Here is a 16,812-nt window from a genome sequence, read left to right on the forward strand (position 1 = left end):
GCGGGACGCGTCAGCGACGCTTACGGTTCCGCGAAATCAACACTATCGCCAATATGACCAAACCCACGACGACCAGGCAGCAGAGCAGGCCGAACACCCCGAACCCGCCTCGGGAGCGGCGCCGGGCCGCCTCGACCGCGATCTCCGTCACGCCGTTGCTCGCGGCCCAGGCGTGCGCCGGGATCACCAGGGCCAGCACCGCGCCGGTCAGCACGGCGGTCAGTCGGGTCCACCACTTCGCCACGTCAGACATGTGTTCCATGCTGACCCATGCGCGCAACGGGTAAGAGAGCCGTTACCGAGTGAGAGGAAACAGCCCCATGAACCCGGATCTGGAGGCGCTGGCCGAGGCGCACGGCGTGGCCACGTGGTACGAGAACTGGCGCCGAAAGCGCACCGCCGTCGCCGCGGAGTCGGTGATCGGCGTGCTGGGCATGCTCGGCGTGGACGCGACGACCCCCGCGGCGGTACGCGCGTCGCTCGCCGCCGCCCGCCGGCGTGACCAGGGCGAACGCCTGCCCGGCACAGTCGTGCTGCGGGCCGGGAGCACCCGGCCGTTGCCGTCCCCCGGCGAGATCACGCTCGAGGACGGCGGCACGCGTACGGTGGACCGGCTCCCCGCCGACCTGCCGCTCGGCTGGCACCGCCTGCGGGTCGCCGACCAGGACGTCACCCTGGTCGTGGTCCCCACCGAACTGCCCGAGCCGCCGGAGGCGTGGGGCTGGATGCTGCAGCTCTACACGCTGCACTCGGCCGGCTCCTGGGGCATGGGCGACCTCGGCGACCTGCGCGACTTCGCCGGTGACTGCGGCGGCGCGGACGTGGTGCTGCTGAACCCGCTGCACGCGGTCACCCCGACCCTGCCGGTGCCGGCCTCGCCGTACTCGCCGTCGAGCCGGCGCTTCGCGAACCCGCTCTACCTGCGGGTGGCGGACACCGCGGAGTACCGGCGGGCCGATCCGGAGTTGCAGCAGCGGGTCGACGCGCTGCGCCCGGCGAAACCTGCGGACGGGCTGATCGACTACAGCGCGGTGCTGGCGGCCAAGCTCGCCGCGCTGGAACTGCTGCGGCCGCTGGCCGGACCGGTCGACCTGGAGAGCGACCCGGGACTGGCGGACTTCGCCCGGTTCTGCGCGCTCGCCGAGGAGCACGGTCCGAACTGGCGGGAGTGGCCGGAGGAACTGCGCCGGCCGGACTCGCCCGCTGTCCTCGCGTACGAAAGTGATCGGATCTTCTTCCATGCCTGGATCCAGCAGTTGCTGGAGGAGCAGTTCGACGCCGCCGCCGAGGCTGCCCGGGACATGTCCGTCGGCATCGTGCACGACCTCGCGGTGGCGGTCGACCCGTCCGGTGCGGACGGCTGGCTGTTGCAGGACGTGCTGGCGATGGAGGCCCGGACCGGGGCGCCGCCGGACGCGTTCAACCAGCTCGGCCAGGAGTGGGGTGGCGTCGCGTGGCGGCCGGACCGGCTGGTCGAGAGCGGGTACGCGGCGTACCGGGACATGCTGCGCCGGATCTTCCGGCACGCCCGCGGTCTGCGGGTGGACCATGTGGCCGGGCTCTGGCGGCTGTGGTGGGTGCCGTCCGGGATGGGCCCGGCCGAGGGCACCTACGTGCACTACGACCCGGAGGCGATGCTCGGCATCCTGGCCCTGGAGGCGCACCGCGCCGGCGCCGTGGTGATCGGCGAGGACCTGGGCACGGTCCTGCCGGTGGTGACCGAGGGCCTGGACCGGATGAACATGCTCGGCTCGGCCGTGCTCTGGTTCACCCGCGACGACGACGGTGGCTACCGGCCCGCCGCCGGATACCCGCGCAACGCGCTGGCCAGCATCTCCACCCACGACCTGCCGACCGCCGCCGGCTTCCTGGCCGGTGAGCAGGTCGAGGTACGCGCCGAGCTCGGCCAGCTGGCCGGACCGGTGGAACAGGAGCGGGCGAACTGGGCCAAGGACCGGGATCAGCTGCTCGACCGCCTCCGCGCCGAGGGTCTCCTGCAACCGGACGCGACGACCGAGGAGACCGTGGTCGCGATGCACCGGTTCCTGGCCCGGACGCCGTGCCGGCTGGTCACCGCCGCACTGCACGACGTCCTGCTGGAACGCCGGCAGCCGAACCTGCCGGGCACCTTCGACGAGTACCCGAACTGGCGGATCCCGCTCGGCACCGATCTGGCCGACATCAGTTCGGACGCAATGTTCCGCAAGGTTGCCGAGATTCTGGGTAACCGTAAGAGCATGGGTTTCCTGGACAAGGCGAAGGCGCTGGCCGACAAGCACGATGACAAGGTCGACATGGCGCTGGAGAAGATCGGTGACGCGGTGGACCGGCGTACCGGCCACAAGTACACGGCTCACATCGACCGGGGAGTCGACGAGGCGCAGAAGCGCACGGGGTCGGGCGACACGCAGCGGTGACCGCGGCGCCGCCGCCCGGACCGCTCAGATCGCGAGCGGCTCGGGCGGCGGGTCGTCGTCCACCGCGTACAGCATGGGGTGCAGTGGCAGGAAGGTGTCCGGCTGCCGGCAGCGGGCCGGCGGCAGCAGGGACGAGCGGTGCTGAGGGTGTTCGCGGCAGTGCCGCAGCGCGCGGGCGACGGCGTCCTCGTGGTGCCGGCCGCCGCCGTACTCTCCGCAGCCGGCGCAGTCCCACCGCCAGAACGGCGCCCCCTCCTCGGAGGTGTGCCGCCGGATCTGCAGCGGCGCGCCCGCGCTCTGGCGGGCGGCCTCGAGGATCGCAGGCATCTCCACGATCGGCGGCGGCCCCAGTGGCCGCCGCTGTCCACCGATGATCTCGGCCAGCACGTTGCTCGACATGGTTTTCAGTGTGGAACGTGCTTCATGAACCGTATGACGGTTTTGCGGAAAATAGCCACGTTTAGTGACCGGTGACGATCCCCAGCAAGGACGAGGGGACGCCGGGGAAGACGCCGGCCAGATCACCGACGCCGCAGCGGGCCCGGAGGATCTCGCCGATCACCGCCCGATAGTCGGTGGTCACCGCGAGGTCGCCGTCCCGCAGCGCGGCGGTGGTCAGGCCGGGCCATCGGCCGTACACCTTGCCGCCCTTGACGTTGCCGCCCAGCACGAACATCGCGTTGCCGTAGCCGTGGTCCAATCCGCCGGAGCCGTTCTGCGCGACCCGGCGACCGAACTCGCTGATGGTGATCAGCGTGACCCGGCGCATGCCCTCGGCGCCCAGATCGGCGGCGAACGCCGCCAGCGCCGAGGCGAGCAGCTTGAGCTGGTCGAACATCCGGCGGCCGGCCACCGCCGGGCCGAGGTTCTCGTGCATGTCCCAGTCGCCGGAGTCGACCGTCGCGCTCATCAGCCCGGCGTCGGACTTGATCAGCCGGGCCACGTCGCGCAGTGCCGCACCGAGTTCGGTGTCCGGATAGACCGCGCCGTTCGCCGGTGTGTAGCCCGCCGCCCGCAGCTTCGCGCCGCGGGTGAGCGCCCCGGTCAGCTGGGTCGCGGGGTCCGCCAGCGCGGCCGGGGCGCCGGCGTAGAGCGCCGCCATGGTGGCGCCGATCGGCCGGTCGGCCTGCTCACCGGTGAGCTGCAGGTCGTCGACCGCGGTCAGGCTCAGGTAGGGCGCGGCGCCGCTGAGCACGCGGGCCGGCCGGGCGGTGCCCATCGCGATCGCCTGGAACGGGTCGGTCGATCCGAGCGAGCCGAGCATCCGGTTCAGCCAGCCGGTCCGCAACGACGTGCCGGGGGCGGCCCGCTCCAGCTCCTCCATCGCGGAGAAGTGCGACCGGTTCGGCGCGGGCTGGCCGACCGCGTGCACCGCGGCGAGCTGCCCGCCGGTCCAATACGGCAGCAGCGGGGCCAGCGCGGGGTTCAGGCCGAAGAACGAGTCACCGCCGATGAGCTGGGATTTCGGTACGCCGATCCCGGGCCGCGCAGCGTAATAGGCGGCGTCGCCGGCCGGAACCACCGCGGACAGCCCGTCGAACCCGCCGCGCAACGAGACCAGTACGAGCACGTCACCGGCGTACGCGGGGTCGGCGGCGTACGCCACGCTGGTGTCGAGCCCCATCGCGGCGACACCGGCGCCGGCGAGCCCCGCCGCGAGCAGGCCGCGCCGCGACGTGGTGGCCTGGCGCAGGTCGTCACATCCGCAAGTCATCGTGGTCACCTCAACGCGAAGGACGGGGAGTTGAGCAGCATCCCCATCAGGTACGGGAACATCCAGCCGACGGCCGGGTCGTTCGACTTGAGCGGCGAGGCCGGCGTCTTGCCGTAGAACGCGGCCAGCGCGGTGGTCTGCGCCGGAGTCGGCGCGATCCCGGTCAGCCGGATGCCGACGGCCGCGATCAGGGCGCCGTACGTGGCCGGCACCACCCCCACCATCCCGGTCGCCAGCGAAGCCGGTTTGACCAGCGTGTCCGGCCACCACCCGGCCGCGATGGAGAGGTGGAAGTTCCACCGCACCAGCAGACCGGACGGAGACGCCCAGGCGGCTGCCACGTCCGGGTAGCCGTTCGGCGGGCCCCAGAACAGCGGCGCCTGCCCGGCTTCACGGCACATCCAGTACAGGCTCTCCAGGAACTTGGTGCCGCTGGTCGCCGGGCCGTAGCCGAGCGTTCGTACGGTCGCGGCCAGGTCCTCGAAGGGGGTCCGGGTCTTGGCCCCGATCGAGGCCGCGAACTCGGCCGACGTGAACAGGGCCCGCAGCACCGGCGCGATCGCCGAGCCGTTGTCCAGGTAGATCTTGACCAGCGCGGTGATCAGAGCGGCCGGCGGCTCGTCGGCGACGAACCGGACGCACAGCTTGGTGACGATCCGGCGGGCCGTCACCGGGTGCAGGGCCAGGTAGTCGATCATCGCCAGCGCGGCGCTGGCACCGCCGCCGGGAGTGGTGTTGGCGTGCTGGAAGGCCAGCACCCGGACCGCGCCGGTGGCGTGGATCGCGGAGTCGAATTTGAAGAGGCCGGTGGCGTGGTCGACGGTCAGGCCGGTGAGCAGCCGGGCCGCGTTCTGCACGTCCGCCTCGGTGTACGCCAGCCCGACCGTGTGCAGTTCGAGCAGCTCACGGCCGTAGTTCTCGTTCGGCGCCGCCTTCGTCGAGTACCGGTTGTCCAGGTAGGTCAGCATCGCCGGGTGCCGCGACGAGGCCTTCAACATGTCGGAGAACCTGCCGAGGGCGTACTTGCGGATCACGTTGCGGTCGTAATCGGCGCGACTGTCCCAGACGTCGCCGTACGGCGCGGTCACGTTGAGGTGGTTGCTCCAGAAGTCGACCATCACCTCGAACAGCTGCCGCTCGCTCCAGATCGCCCGGCCGACGGCGGCGAACCCGAGCTGCCACATCGGGTCCCAGCTGTACAGCTTGAGCTTGCCGGTGGACACCTGGCTGCGGATCTGGGCGATGGTCAGCCCGCTCAGCGGCAGCCGAGCGACGACACCGTCGGCCACCTTGTCGGGGATCGTGGCCGGGCTCAGCTGACGGTCCAGCCAGGCCGCGGCGCCCAGCTTGCGGATCTCGGCGATCGATGCCGGGCTCGGCCCGAAGGTGGCCCGGCGCAGCAGGTGCAGCAGCGGGTCGGCGGGCAGCAGAGAGGCCGGGCTCGACGAGGGGGCGGCGGTCGCCGGCATACCGGGGGCCAGCGTGACCGCCGCGCCGGCGGCCGCCATCCCGCCCACCACCGCGCGGCGGGTCACCGTCTGCTCGAATGCGTTCACGGGGGAATCTGTCGGAAGTTTCCGGTGTGATCGTTGGGTTCCCTGCGCCGTGCTACCGATCTGCTCCCTGGATACTGGCCGGATGGCACAGCGCAGGACAGCCCGGCGGCGGGTGGAGACGGTCGCCTCGGGCGTCGCCGAGTTGGTTCCCGACCCGGACCGGGACACCGCGTGGACGCTGCTGCTCGATGGCGCGCCGCAGTCGCACGTCGACCTCGCCGACCCGACATACCTGCAGTTCGAGTACGTGCGCCGGATGGCCGCGGCGATCGATCTGGCGGCGCCCGCGGGGCGGCCGCTGCGCGCCCTGCATCTGGGCGGCGGCGCGCTGACGCTGCCGCGCTACCTCGCGGCCACCCGGCCGGGCTCGCCGCAGCGGGTGGTGGAGATCGACGGGCCGCTGGTGGAGCTGGTCCGGCAGGCACTGCCGCTCCCGGTCAATGCCAATGTCCGGGTACGCGTAGCCGACGCTCGCGCCGCTGTCGAAGGAATGCGGGACGCCGGGTACGACCTGGTGGTCCTGGACGTGTTCGCCGGTGCCCGCACCCCCGCCCACCTCGCGTCGGCCGAGTTCCTCCGGGAGGTGGCCCGCGTCCTCGACCCGGCCGGGTGGCTGATCGCGAACGTCGCCGACGGGCCCCCGCTCAAGCACGCCCGCAGCCAGGTCGCCACGATCCGGGCCGCGCTGCCCGACGCCTGCCTGATCGCCGACGCCGGGGTGCTGCGCGGGCGGCGCTTCGGCAACCTCGTGGTGCTCGCCGGGCGTACCCCGCCCCCGATCGCCGAGCTGACCCGCCGCGCCGCCGGGGACTGGTTCCCCGGACGGGTGGAGACCGACCTGGAGCGCTTCACCGGCGGGGCCGCGCCGGTGCCGGATGCCACCGCGGTTGCCTCCCCAGCACCGCCCGAAGGACTTTTCAGTAACCGAAAGTGATGGTTGGATCGGCCGAAGGTGCACCTACGGTCACCGCGGCATGTCGATTTCCGGAAGTACAGTGTGATTCGCGTCGGGTGACTGGCGACACCGCCCGCGCCCGGCTGTAATCGTTGCGGCCGCGTTTACCGATCGCGGCGACCACGGGGAAGGCAACCATGTTCCACCAGCACTTCCTGTCGGCGACGGGAACCGATCTCGGACCGCTGGACAGCGGTGAGCGAGTGCTCTGGCAGGGCCACTGCGCCGTCGCGGAGTACGGATTCGACGAGGCGTCCTCACTGCCCCGCTGGACGCTGCCGGAGGAGACCGCGGTCCTCGTGACGGACCGCCGGGTGCGCTTTTCCCACGCGGGCGAAACGACGCAGAGTAGTGGCGAGCTGTTCTGGCTCTGGCCGCAGCACCTGCGCGTCCAGCCCGGCAACCGGGAGACCGGGCGCAACGCCACGGTCACCCAGATCCAGCTGGTCTGCACCGGCCCGGGCACGAGCTTCCCGGCGCTGGTCTTCGCCGGCGGCGACGTGACAAAGGTCAGCGACGCGGACCGGCTCGCCAATCTGCTACGGCAGGCGATCGCCCGGTTCCGGGTGGAGAACGCGGACGAGATCGGCGTGCCGGCGCCGCAGGCCCGGATGCTCTCCCGCCTGGTGATCGGCCCGGAGTTCAGCAACTACCAGGGCGGCGAGGGGCAGACCGTGACGCTGCTCGGCGCTGTGCCGGTGCCCGCTCCCGAGCCCGAGTACTTCTCCCCGCCCGTCTCGTCGGTTCCGGTCTCGGCCACACCGATCTCCGCGACCCCGGTCTCGGACAGCCGTGGTTACGTGGAACGCCCCGGGCTGGCCGCCGACGCGCTCCGCGCCGAGCAGGCGATCCGCGCCGAGCAGGACAGCCGGCACGCGGAACCCGATCTCGCCTCCCGCGCCGCGAGCCTGGCCGCCCGGGTGGCCAACCTCGTCTCCGCCGCCCCCGAGGAAAACGGTCAGAGCACCAACCTGTCGGCGTACCTGTCCGCGCCGCCGTCCGACGAGTACCGCTGAGCTGATCAGTTCGCCGTCGACGGCGCGAAACAGCGGCCCTCGGCGACCCGCTCGGTGTGCACCTGGTGTGCCCGGCGCAGCAGGTCCATCAGCTCGGACTCCTGGCGGATGCGGGCCCGGTACCGCTCCGGCAGCTGCCGCAGGTTCTCCTCCTCGACCAGCAGCCGGTGGTAGATCTCGTCGCAGTAGTTCGGGTCGGTCTCGATGTCGAGGAACTCGTTGGCGTGCCGCCGGGCGTTCGAGACGTACGTCCGGGCGCGGCCCTTCGGGCTGAGCAGCGAAGCGATCACCGTGATCACCAGCACCGCGACGATGATCGCGAGAGAGACCGCGGTCGGGATCTCGGTCACGTGCACCGGCTCGCCGTCGTTGATGAACGGCACGTTGTTCTCGTGCAGGGCGTGCAGCACGAGCTTCACGCCGATCAGCGCGAGGATGGCGGCCAGCCCATAGGAGAGGTAGACGAGCCGGTCCAGCAGGCCGTCGATCAGGAAGTAGAGCTGCCGGAGCCCGAGCAGGGAGAAGGCGGTGGCGGTGAAGACCAGATAGACGTTCTGGGTGAGACCGAAGATCGCCGGGATCGAGTCCAGGGCGAAGAGGATGTCGGTGCCGCCGATCGCCACCATCACGAGCAGCATCGGGGTCAGCACCCGCTTACCGTCCTGATAGGTGAAGAGCTTGTCCCCGTCGTACTTGTCCGAGGTGTGCAGGAACCGCCGGGCCAGCCGGATGACGAAGTTGTTCGGCGGCTCGTCCTCGTCGTCGTGCTTCTCCCTCAGCAGGTTGCCCGCCGTGATCAGCAGGATCAGCCCGAAGATGTAGAAGATCCAGGCAAAGGAATTGATCAATGCCGCGCCGACGAGGATGAACCCGGTCCGGGCGAGCAGCGAGACCACGATGCCGAAGAGCAGCACCTTCTGCTGATCGGCTCGGGGCACCTTGAAACTGCTCATCAGCAGCAGGAAGACGAAGAGGTTGTCGACCGACAGCGCCTCCTCGGTCACATAGCCCGCGAAGTACTCCGCGCCCATGGTGGAGCCGCCGAACACCCACACCCCGACGCCGAACAGGATCGCAATCGAGACGTAGATCGACGTCCACAGTGCGGCCTCGCGCAACGTGGGGATGTGCGCTCGGCGTACATGGAAGAAGAAGTCGAAAAGCAGGAGACCGACGATGCCCAGAACCGTCAGGACCCACACCGCACCGGATACCTGCTGCATGCGCTCATCCTAGGGCTGATCGGCGTCGATCACCGCGGAGCGCAACTGGGAGGCGGTGAGAAATAGCGCACCATCGAGATTCGCGCCGCGCAGATCGGCGCCGCGCAGGTCCGCACCGGTGAAATCGGCCCGGCGCAGATCCGCGCCGCTCAGGACGGCGCCGATCAGCAGAGCGCCGCGGAAACTCGCCCCGCGCAGATCAGCGCCGCGCATGCGGCGGCCGATCAGCTGCGCTCCGGTGTGGTCCGGGCGGCGGCCACCGGCCCGGGACCGGGCCATCTCGCTCGCGCGCCGCAGCAGCGGATTGACCTTTCCCCGGTACGCGTCGACGTCGAGCGCCCGTAGCTCGGCGGGAGTGCCGGCGGCCAGCGCGTCGGTCTCGGCCAGGGCGGCACGCAGTTTCGGATGCAGGCGCTGCGCCTCGTCCAGGCGCAGCGCCTCGGTGAGGTACCACATCAACTCGTGCAGTTGCCGCATCACCGGCAGCACAGCGAACATGTCACCGGCGATCTCCGGTGCGGACCGCCAGTCCCGGCCGCCGAACATTTCCTGGGTGATGCGCTGCCCGGCGCCGAAGCAATCGAACACGACGCAGCCCTTGAACCCGCGCCGGGGCAGTTCCTCGTGAATGCCACAGCGGAAGTCGTCTGTCAAATTTCGGCAAGGGCGCCCGGCCGGCTTGTCGATGGCGAAATCGGAAGATTTGGCGAAAGCCGGAGCCACGCAACAGAGCGCAGCGCAACGAACACAATCGGCAGCCAGGCGGGTCATCTCATCCGTTTCCGTAGAACGTGGCGTCCGGGTCGCAGCAGTTCGAGCCATATCGGCGGGCTGACCGATTTTGCCGATATCACCGGACACGCGCCCGTCAGACACCTTACCGACATCGTCCGGAAAGCCATTTCCGACTGCAAGTTCGATCACTTGCCCGCCTTGGGGACCACATTTCAAGGGACCAGCGGGTATGGTGCCGATCTGTGTGAACGATGACCATGACGGTGAATTCTCGCTAGTGTCACCGTTCGATCCTGGCGCGGGCGCCAACTGTGCTGCCCCCATGACGGAGGACCACTACATGCAGACACGACCGAAAACGATTTTCGGCGTAGGAACCGCTCTGGGTGTGCTCGTTACCGGCACCAGCCTGATGGGTGCGACGCCCGCGTTCGCAGCCGGCGAGCTGACCTTCGACAAGCCCACCGTCCCGACCGGCTTCGCCGAGGTGCAGCTCACCGGCACCGCGACCGCGGGCGCCGACGTCACCTTGCGCGAGCGTGCCTACGTCTGGCGCGGCGGTGCGACCACGGGCGCCGACCTCCCCGCGGCGACCGAGTACCAAGCGAGCATGCCGGTCACGGTCAAGGCGAACGCCCAGGGCCGTTGGACGATCTCCCGGTACATGGACTCGGGTTTCGTCTGGGCGGTCTCGTCCGGCACCGGCAACGACATCACCTACTCGCCGATCGTCACGGCGCCGATGAAGGTCGGTGGGGCCTTCGAGGTGACCGCGGGCGCCAACAACGCCATCAGCTTCCGGTTCCACGCGAGCCCGGACCAGCCGTGGTTCCCGGTGACGATCCAGCGGCAGAACGGCAGCAGCTGGGTGGACGTCGCGTCGGGCTACACCGACGGCCCGCCCGGTGAGGGCAACGACGAGCTGCCCGAGGGCGACGACGGCGACGGCGACGCCGAGTTCCAGGGCACGGCCGCCAACCAGCCGGCCGGCTCGCAGACCTACCGTGCGGTCGTGGCCGAGGCCGGCAACGCGGACTACGCCTCCGTGGCCAACCTGATCGAGAGCAACACCTTCACCGACACCGTCACGGTGAGCGGTACGGGTGGCGGCAACCCGAGCCCGAGCCCGAGCACGAGCTCCTCGCCGGCTCCGAGCTCGCCGGCGCCGAGCCCGAGCAAGCCGCCGACCAGCCCCACCCCGACCAAGCCGACCCCGACTCCGACGAAGCCGCCCGTTCCGGCGGCGCCGGCGGCCGGTTCGGTGCAGTTCACCCGGATCTACTACAACTCCCCGGGCACGGACAAGAGGACGAACAAGAGCATCAACGGTGAGTACTTCCGCCTCACCAACAAGACCAAGAAGACGATCAACCTGATCGGCTGGACGGTCCGGGACCGCGCCGGGAACCTCTACCGGTTCACCAGCAACTACTACCTGGCCGCCGGCAACAGCACGATCGTGCACACCGGCAAGGGCTCGAACACGCGCACCGTCCGGTTCTGGGGCAAGACCAAGTTCGTCTGGAACAACGGCGGCGACGGCGCGACCCTGCGGACCTCCGGCGGCAAGACGATCGACACCTGCACCTGGAGCAAGCCCGGCAAGGGCTACACCAACTGCTGATAGTCCGCCATATCGGCGACTGCCCTCCGGGATCTCGGTCCCGGGGGGCAGTTCCTGATTCGTGACCGGCGGCGAACCACCCCTCGAAAAAGGAACCTCAATGCAGATCCGCCCGAAAGCAATTTTCGGCGCCAGTGCCGCCTTCGGTGTGATCACCGCAGCGGTGCTGACGGCTCCCAGCCCGGCGTTCGCCGCCGATGCCCCCACGTTCGACAAGATTCCGGTCGCGAACGGCTACAACACGAACGACAAGGTGGTCCTCACCGGCACCGCGGAGCCCGGCGACACCGTCACGCTCTACGAGGACGCCTACTACTGGGCCAAGGACTTCACGGTCGACCAGTTGAAGGCCAAGCCGGCGAACGACTACGACAAGTGGATCGGGCAGAACGAGAACGGCGAGAACGAGTACGAGCCCGTCACGACGGTCGCGAACAGCGCCGGTCGATGGACCATCACCCGCGCGATGGACTCCGGCCACATCATGATGGTCGGCACCGATGACGGGTTCTCGAACCGCCGTTACTCCGCGGTCCGCGTGCAGCCCGTCTTCACGGCCAACGTCGCCGAGGCCGGCACCGTCAGCTTCAACGTCGGCGTGAACCCCGGTCAGGCCGGGTTCCCCATCACCATCGAGCGCTACACCAGCAACGGGTGGACTGCGGTCGACAACGGCCTGTCCAACGCCGCGGGGTGGGGCAACCAGGTCACCGGCCTCCCCGCCGGCAGCCACACCTTCCGCGCGTTCGTCGGCAGCCTGGAGAACGGCGAGTCGGTGAAGGCCGGCTACGCCGATCCGTTGAACCTGATCATCGCGAACTACTCGATCAACCTCCGGGTCGACGTCCCCGGCTCCCCCGCCACCAACGGTCCGGCGCCCTCCGAGGGCAACCCGGTGCCCAACCCGGCCATCGCGGACCCGGACGGCGGGCCGGTCGACAACCCGAACCCGACGAACCCCAGCCCGAGCCCGAGCCGGTCGAGCGCCAACCCGAGCCCGAGCCCGAGCAAGCCGACGACGACTCCGCCGAAGCCGACGACCCCGCCGGCGCCGCCCGCCCCCGCTGTGGGTTCGGTGCAGTTCACCCGGATCCAGTTCAACGCTCCGGGCAAGGACACGAAGAAGAACAAGAGCCTCAACGGCGAGTACTTCCGGATCACCAACAAGACCAAGAAGACGATCAACCTGAAGGGCTGGACGGTCCGGGACGCCGCCGGGAACCTCTACCGGTTCACCACGACGCTGAACCTGCGTGCCGCCAACAGCGTCATCGTCCGTACCGGTAAGGGCACCAGCTCGAGCAGCCTCCGTTACTGGGGTCGGACCAGCCACGTCTGGAACAACGGTGGCGACACCGCCTACCTGCGCACCGGCGCCGGCAAGACGATCGACACCTGCCGGTGGACCAAGCCGGGCAAGGGCTACACCGTCTGCTGATCACCTGCAATCCCTCAGAACTGCCCTCCGGGACCGGTCCCGGAGGGCAGTCTGTTTTTGCAGCCGGCAGCGACCCGTTCTGCCGGGCCATGACGGAGGACCACCAGATGATGCGACCGAAAACCGTCCTCGGTGTGAGCACCGCGGCGGGCGTGCTCGTCGCTGCCTCGGGACTGCTGTTCGCGAATCCGGTTACCGCAGCCACCACACCGACGTTCAACGTGCCGCCGATCGGCGTCGGCTACGGCGACATTCTGCTGACCGGCACTGCCGCACCGAACGTCGACGTCACGCTGCACGAGCGGGCCTACATCTTCGGCAGGGACGTGGTGGATCCGGCCGGGCTGGAGGCCGCCGAGCAGTGGTTCCCGGACAAGCCCACCACCGTACGGTCGGGTAGCAACGGCAACTGGACGATCACCCGGACCATGGACTCCGGTTTCGTCTTCTCGGTCGAGGCGGAAGGGTTGTACTCCCGCATCGTCAAGGCCCCGCTGCGGGTGTCCACCTCCGAGTTCACCGCGACTCCGGGCGGCACCGGCACCGTGAACTTCGTCGTGGAGGCATCCCCGGCCCAACCGGGCATCCCGGTGAGCATCCAGCGGTATACCGGCAGCGGCTGGACTGAGGTCGCGAACGGTTTCACCGAGTCGAGCGCTGACAACTCGGCCGAGGTAGTCACCTCGGCCAGCGGGCAGCCTGCGGGCACCCACTACTACCGGGCATTCCTGTCGGAGGGGAGCACGGGCTACGCCTCGGCGGACAACCTGCTGTTAGCCAACTACTCGGCGAATGTGGCGGCCGCGGTGGCCGGCTCGTCGCCGGCCGGCGGCCCGGTCCCGCCGGCCAACATCGCACCAGCCGTGCCGGCAGGCGCGACCAGCGGCCCGGTGACGACCACGCCACCGACCACGCCACCGACCACCAAGCCGCCCACTCCGGCCACTCCCGGTGCGGGGTCGGTGCTGTTCACCCGGGTCCTCTACAACGCACCGGGCACTGACACGACAAAGAACCTCAACCGCGAGTACTTCAAGCTGACCAGCAAGTTCAAGCAGACGATCAACCTGAAGGGCTGGACCGTTCGGGACGCCGCCGGGAACCTCTACCGGTTCACCAGCACCTACCAACTGGGCGCCGGCAAGTACGTCATCGTGCGCAGCGGCAAGGGCAGCAACACCAGCACCACCCGGTACTGGGGCCGGACCAAACACGTCTGGAACAACGGTGGCGACACCGCTTACCTGCGCACCGGCGCCGGCAAGACGATCGACACGTGCAAGTGGACCAAGCCCGGCAAGGGCTACACCGACTGCTGAACCAGTCAGCCCTCCGGGACCCGCTCCCGGAGGGCTGACTGCCGTTCGCGCAGGTCAGCGGCGACCCGCCGGTGGACGTGCCGGACGAAGACGCGCAGGTCTGCGCAGTACACCGAGGGCGCCAGGAAGCCGGTGCCGCGCCGGTAGCGGTGGGCGTAGTGGCCGCCCCCGCAATACGCGACCGCGGGACAGCTCAGGCACTCCTGCGACAGCGCCGCCCGGCCGATCTGCCGGGCCACGATCCCGGGATCCCGCAGCGCCGCGTCCAGGTCGTCGTGGAACACGTCGAGGCCGGTAGCGCAGGCCCCCGCGTACGCGCTCTTCAAAGCGTCCACCTGCTCGATCGCACCGTCGGACTCGACCACCACCACGCCCGAAGGGCTCAGCCCCAGCTGTTCGCCACGTGCACTTCCACCGAGAACGAGCGCGACGGCGTCATCGAAGAGCCGGATCCGCGGCGGTTCCGGCTCCCGGTACCACCGATCAAAGATCGCAAAGAGCCAGTCCGCGTACGGCGTACGCCGCCCCGCGGGTCGCCATGGCGGGTTGTCCCAGTTCGCGTGCGGCAACAGCAGGTCGATCGCCGGCGGCCGGAACGCGATCAGCTGCTCGTAACAGCCGATCGGATCGGTGTCCACCGCAACGGTGCAGAGCACCCCCGCGTACGCCGCCCGGTTCTCTGCCCGCCCCAGCAACTCCAGACCGCGGGCAACCGCCGCGAAGCTTCCCCGCCCGTCCGCAGTCCGCCGATGCCGATCGTGGTCCGCCGCCCGCCCGTCGACGCTGACCCCGACCCGAATCCCGTGCTCGACCAGCAAGGCAACCATCGGCGCGTCGACCAGCACCCCGTTCGTCTGCATCCCGAGCTCGACGTCACACCCGTCCGGAAAGGCCGCCCGTGCCGCTTCCGCGAGCCGCGCGATCCGCTCCCGGCCGTACAGCAGCGGCTCTCCCCCATGCAGCAAGATCCGCACCTTCTCCAGCCCGTGCCGCCGTGCATGCTCCGCAAACCGCCCCAGCGCCGCGTCCCGAACCGTGTCCGACATCACCCGGGGCCGTTCCCGCCAGCTCTGATCCGCGTGCTCGTACACGTAGCAGTAGTCACAGGCGAGGTTGCACCGCTGATGAACCTTCAACACCAGCTCGCGAAACGGCACCCCCACCCCACCCGCAAGATCAAGTCCCGCGTACGGCCAGGGCGCCGCCCGAACGTGCCGCTCCCGAACCGCTTCCCGCCCCGCCACCGCCCCTCCCAGCCTACCCGACCGACCACAGCAGACACTCAAAGCCTAAGCAGCAAGCTTCCCCGCCCGCGCCCCGTGCCCTTTCCCACCACCCACCCCGAGCAACCAGAGGCCGCCCGCTGGACGCCGCAACAGGGCAGAGCGTCGGCAGCAATGTGGGAAGGGTCACCGGCGCACGGACGCCGCAGGCGGGCGCAATCAGCCTTGCGCGCTGAACGCGAAGAGGCCCCCTGCTCGCGTTTCCGCAAACAGAAGGCCTCTCATCTCGTAGCGGGGACAGGATTTGAACCTGCGACCTCTGGGTTATGAGCCCAGCGAGCTACCGAGCTGCTCCACCCCGCGTCGGTAGGTAAAGCTTAGCTCGTCCCCCACGCACCCCCCACACCGGGTCGGCTTTCCGCCTCCCCACCCCCACATTCCCATCCTGACCTGGCCTCCCGACTCCCTCATCAAAGGCCGCGGCAATGGAGGCCCCGCCCAGGCGCCTTCCAACCCTCAGGCCCGCCCAAGCCGGGTAGGTCGGCCGGGTCCAGTCGGAGCGCGGATGGGCGCATAGGGCAAGGCGGACCGGTGGAGCCGGGGTGGGTAGAAGCCGGCCGGACCGGCGGAGCACCCGACCAACAACGCCAGGCCCAGCCGACCCGGCGGGCCAAGAGCCAGGAAAGCCAGGAAAGCCGACCCGGTGGGGCAAGGCAAGGGCTAGGGCCAGCCGGCCCGGTGGGGCCACGGACCCGTAGAGCGCGCAGCCCGGTGGGCCAGCCAGCCCAGCGCGCGGCCAGCTCAGCTTCAGGGGAGGCCAGTTGGCCAGCGGGGCTGGCTGTCCGGTGAAGTCGGCGGTCCGCTGGGGGCGGGCGGGCCAGTGGGGATTGGCGGACGTGAGGCCTGACGGACCAGTGGGACGGGACGGGTGCGAGCCGGCCAATCAGAGGGGTCGGAAGGACCGTTGAAGGGTCAGGCCGATGGAGGACCAGGCCGATGGAGGACCAGGCCGATGGAGGAGCGGGCCGATGGAGGACCGGGCCGATGGAGGACCGGGCCGATGGGCCGGGCCGATGGGCCGGGCCGATGGGCCGGGCCGATGGGCCGGGCCGACGGAGGAGTCATAATGCCGGGCAGCCGGTGGAGCGAGCCGGCTCGCTGGACCCGCCAGGTCGGCGGGGCGAGCCAACCCGGCCAGAGCGAGCTAGTCCAGCCGGGCGAGCCAGGTCGGCGCGATGGGCCAGGCTGGCAGGCACGCGGCAGCGACCGTGACGACAGCGACAGCGACGGTCGGGCGGTCCGGCGCAGGTCGAACGCGCGTGACCGTACAACAAGGGGTTTTCGGCAAGCGCAAGCGATGCCACCCACAGCAACCACCGCAACGTGGGTTTCCGGGGCTCGGCCCCGGAGCAGAAACGCGAAGAGGCCTCCCACTCCGCGCTTTCCGCGGACAGGAGGCCCCTAGGACTCGTAGCGGGGACAGGATTTGAACCTGCGACCTCTGGGTTATGAGCCCAGCGAGCTACCGAGCTGCTCCACCCCGCGTCGGCTCACCAACACTAGCGCACTCGCTCCGGGGGCCGCAAAACGGC

General features: G+C 70.0%; 12 protein-coding genes, 2 tRNA genes and 1 pseudogene. 6 read left to right on the forward strand and 9 right to left on the reverse strand.

Features of this window, described 5'->3' with window-relative positions:
• Positions 1–10: 10 nt before the first annotated feature.
• Positions 11–253, reverse strand: coding sequence for a hypothetical protein (locus tag OHA21_RS34295; protein WP_328462096.1), 243 nt, complete (start codon positions 251–253; stop codon positions 11–13).
• A 67-nt stretch (positions 254–320) separates the two neighbouring features.
• Between OHA21_RS34295 and malQ the strand changes: the two genes are divergently transcribed.
• The gene (gene malQ, locus OHA21_RS34300; protein WP_328462098.1) at positions 321–2,417 is read left to right on the forward strand and encodes a 4-alpha-glucanotransferase; all 2,097 of its coding nucleotides are present in this window, start codon (positions 321–323) and stop codon (positions 2,415–2,417) included.
• A 24-nt stretch (positions 2,418–2,441) separates the two neighbouring features.
• On the opposite strand, the gene OHA21_RS34305 is transcribed toward malQ, so the two are convergent.
• From OHA21_RS34305 to OHA21_RS34315, 3 genes are all read right to left on the reverse strand, one after another.
• Positions 2,442–2,816 carry a hypothetical protein gene (locus OHA21_RS34305; RefSeq protein ID WP_328462100.1) on the reverse strand — a complete coding sequence of 125 codons (375 nt, stop codon included), beginning with the start codon at positions 2,814–2,816 and terminating at the stop codon, positions 2,442–2,444.
• A gap of 61 nt (positions 2,817–2,877) precedes the next feature.
• Positions 2,878–4,131 carry a DUF1501 domain-containing protein gene (locus OHA21_RS34310; protein ID WP_328462102.1) on the reverse strand — a complete coding sequence of 418 codons (1,254 nt, stop codon included), beginning with the start codon at positions 4,129–4,131 and terminating at the stop codon, positions 2,878–2,880.
• Positions 4,132–4,136: 5 nt separating this feature from the next.
• Positions 4,137–5,687 (reverse strand): DUF1800 domain-containing protein, encoded by a 1,551-nt coding sequence (locus OHA21_RS34315; RefSeq protein ID WP_328462104.1) that lies wholly within the window; start codon positions 5,685–5,687, stop codon positions 4,137–4,139.
• An 82-nt stretch (positions 5,688–5,769) separates the two neighbouring features.
• Between OHA21_RS34315 and OHA21_RS34320 the strand changes: the two genes are divergently transcribed.
• Both OHA21_RS34320 and OHA21_RS34325 read left to right on the forward strand, forming a co-directional pair.
• Positions 5,770–6,621: a spermidine synthase gene (locus tag OHA21_RS34320; RefSeq protein ID WP_328462106.1), complete on the forward strand. Its 852-nt coding sequence runs from the start codon at positions 5,770–5,772 to the stop codon at positions 6,619–6,621.
• 158 nt (positions 6,622–6,779) lie between these two features.
• The gene (locus OHA21_RS34325) at positions 6,780–7,658 is read left to right on the forward strand and encodes a translation initiation factor 2 (protein ID WP_328462108.1); all 879 of its coding nucleotides are present in this window, start codon (positions 6,780–6,782) and stop codon (positions 7,656–7,658) included.
• 242 nt (positions 7,659–7,900) lie between these two features.
• Here OHA21_RS34325 and OHA21_RS34330 read toward each other — a convergent pair.
• A pseudogene (locus tag OHA21_RS34330) lies at positions 7,901–8,881 on the reverse strand (TerC family protein); the annotation flags it as partial.
• 9 nt (positions 8,882–8,890) lie between these two features.
• Positions 8,891–9,805 carry a pentapeptide repeat-containing protein gene (locus OHA21_RS34335; RefSeq protein WP_328462112.1) on the reverse strand — a complete coding sequence of 305 codons (915 nt, stop codon included), beginning with the start codon at positions 9,803–9,805 and terminating at the stop codon, positions 8,891–8,893.
• A gap of 151 nt (positions 9,806–9,956) precedes the next feature.
• On the opposite strand from OHA21_RS34335, the gene OHA21_RS34340 reads away from it, so the two are divergent.
• The 3 genes from OHA21_RS34340 to OHA21_RS34350 all read left to right on the forward strand — a co-directional run bounded on the left by OHA21_RS34340 (position 9,957) and on the right by OHA21_RS34350 (position 13,997).
• Positions 9,957–11,240 (forward strand): lamin tail domain-containing protein, encoded by a 1,284-nt coding sequence (locus OHA21_RS34340; protein WP_328462114.1) that lies wholly within the window; start codon positions 9,957–9,959, stop codon positions 11,238–11,240.
• Between the two features lie 100 nt (positions 11,241–11,340).
• Positions 11,341–12,678 carry a lamin tail domain-containing protein gene (locus OHA21_RS34345; RefSeq protein WP_328462116.1) on the forward strand — a complete coding sequence of 446 codons (1,338 nt, stop codon included), beginning with the start codon at positions 11,341–11,343 and terminating at the stop codon, positions 12,676–12,678.
• 107 nt (positions 12,679–12,785) lie between these two features.
• Complete coding sequence (locus OHA21_RS34350) at positions 12,786–13,997, forward strand: lamin tail domain-containing protein (protein ID WP_328462118.1); 1,212 nt, start codon at positions 12,786–12,788, stop codon at positions 13,995–13,997.
• A gap of 5 nt (positions 13,998–14,002) precedes the next feature.
• On the opposite strand, the gene OHA21_RS34355 is transcribed toward OHA21_RS34350, so the two are convergent.
• The 3 genes from OHA21_RS34355 to OHA21_RS34365 form a co-directional block, all read right to left on the reverse strand.
• On the reverse strand, positions 14,003–15,241 hold the full coding sequence (locus OHA21_RS34355; protein WP_328462120.1) for an FxsB family cyclophane-forming radical SAM/SPASM peptide maturase: 1,239 nt from the start codon (positions 15,239–15,241) through the stop codon (positions 14,003–14,005).
• Between the two features lie 268 nt (positions 15,242–15,509).
• Positions 15,510–15,583, reverse strand: a tRNA-Met gene (locus OHA21_RS34360).
• 1,108 nt (positions 15,584–16,691) lie between these two features.
• Positions 16,692–16,765, reverse strand: a tRNA-Met gene (locus OHA21_RS34365).
• Positions 16,766–16,812 lie beyond the last annotated feature (47 nt).

It is taken from the genome of Actinoplanes sp. NBC_00393 (assembly GCF_036053395.1).
Lineage (GTDB): Bacteria > Actinomycetota > Actinomycetes > Mycobacteriales > Micromonosporaceae > Actinoplanes.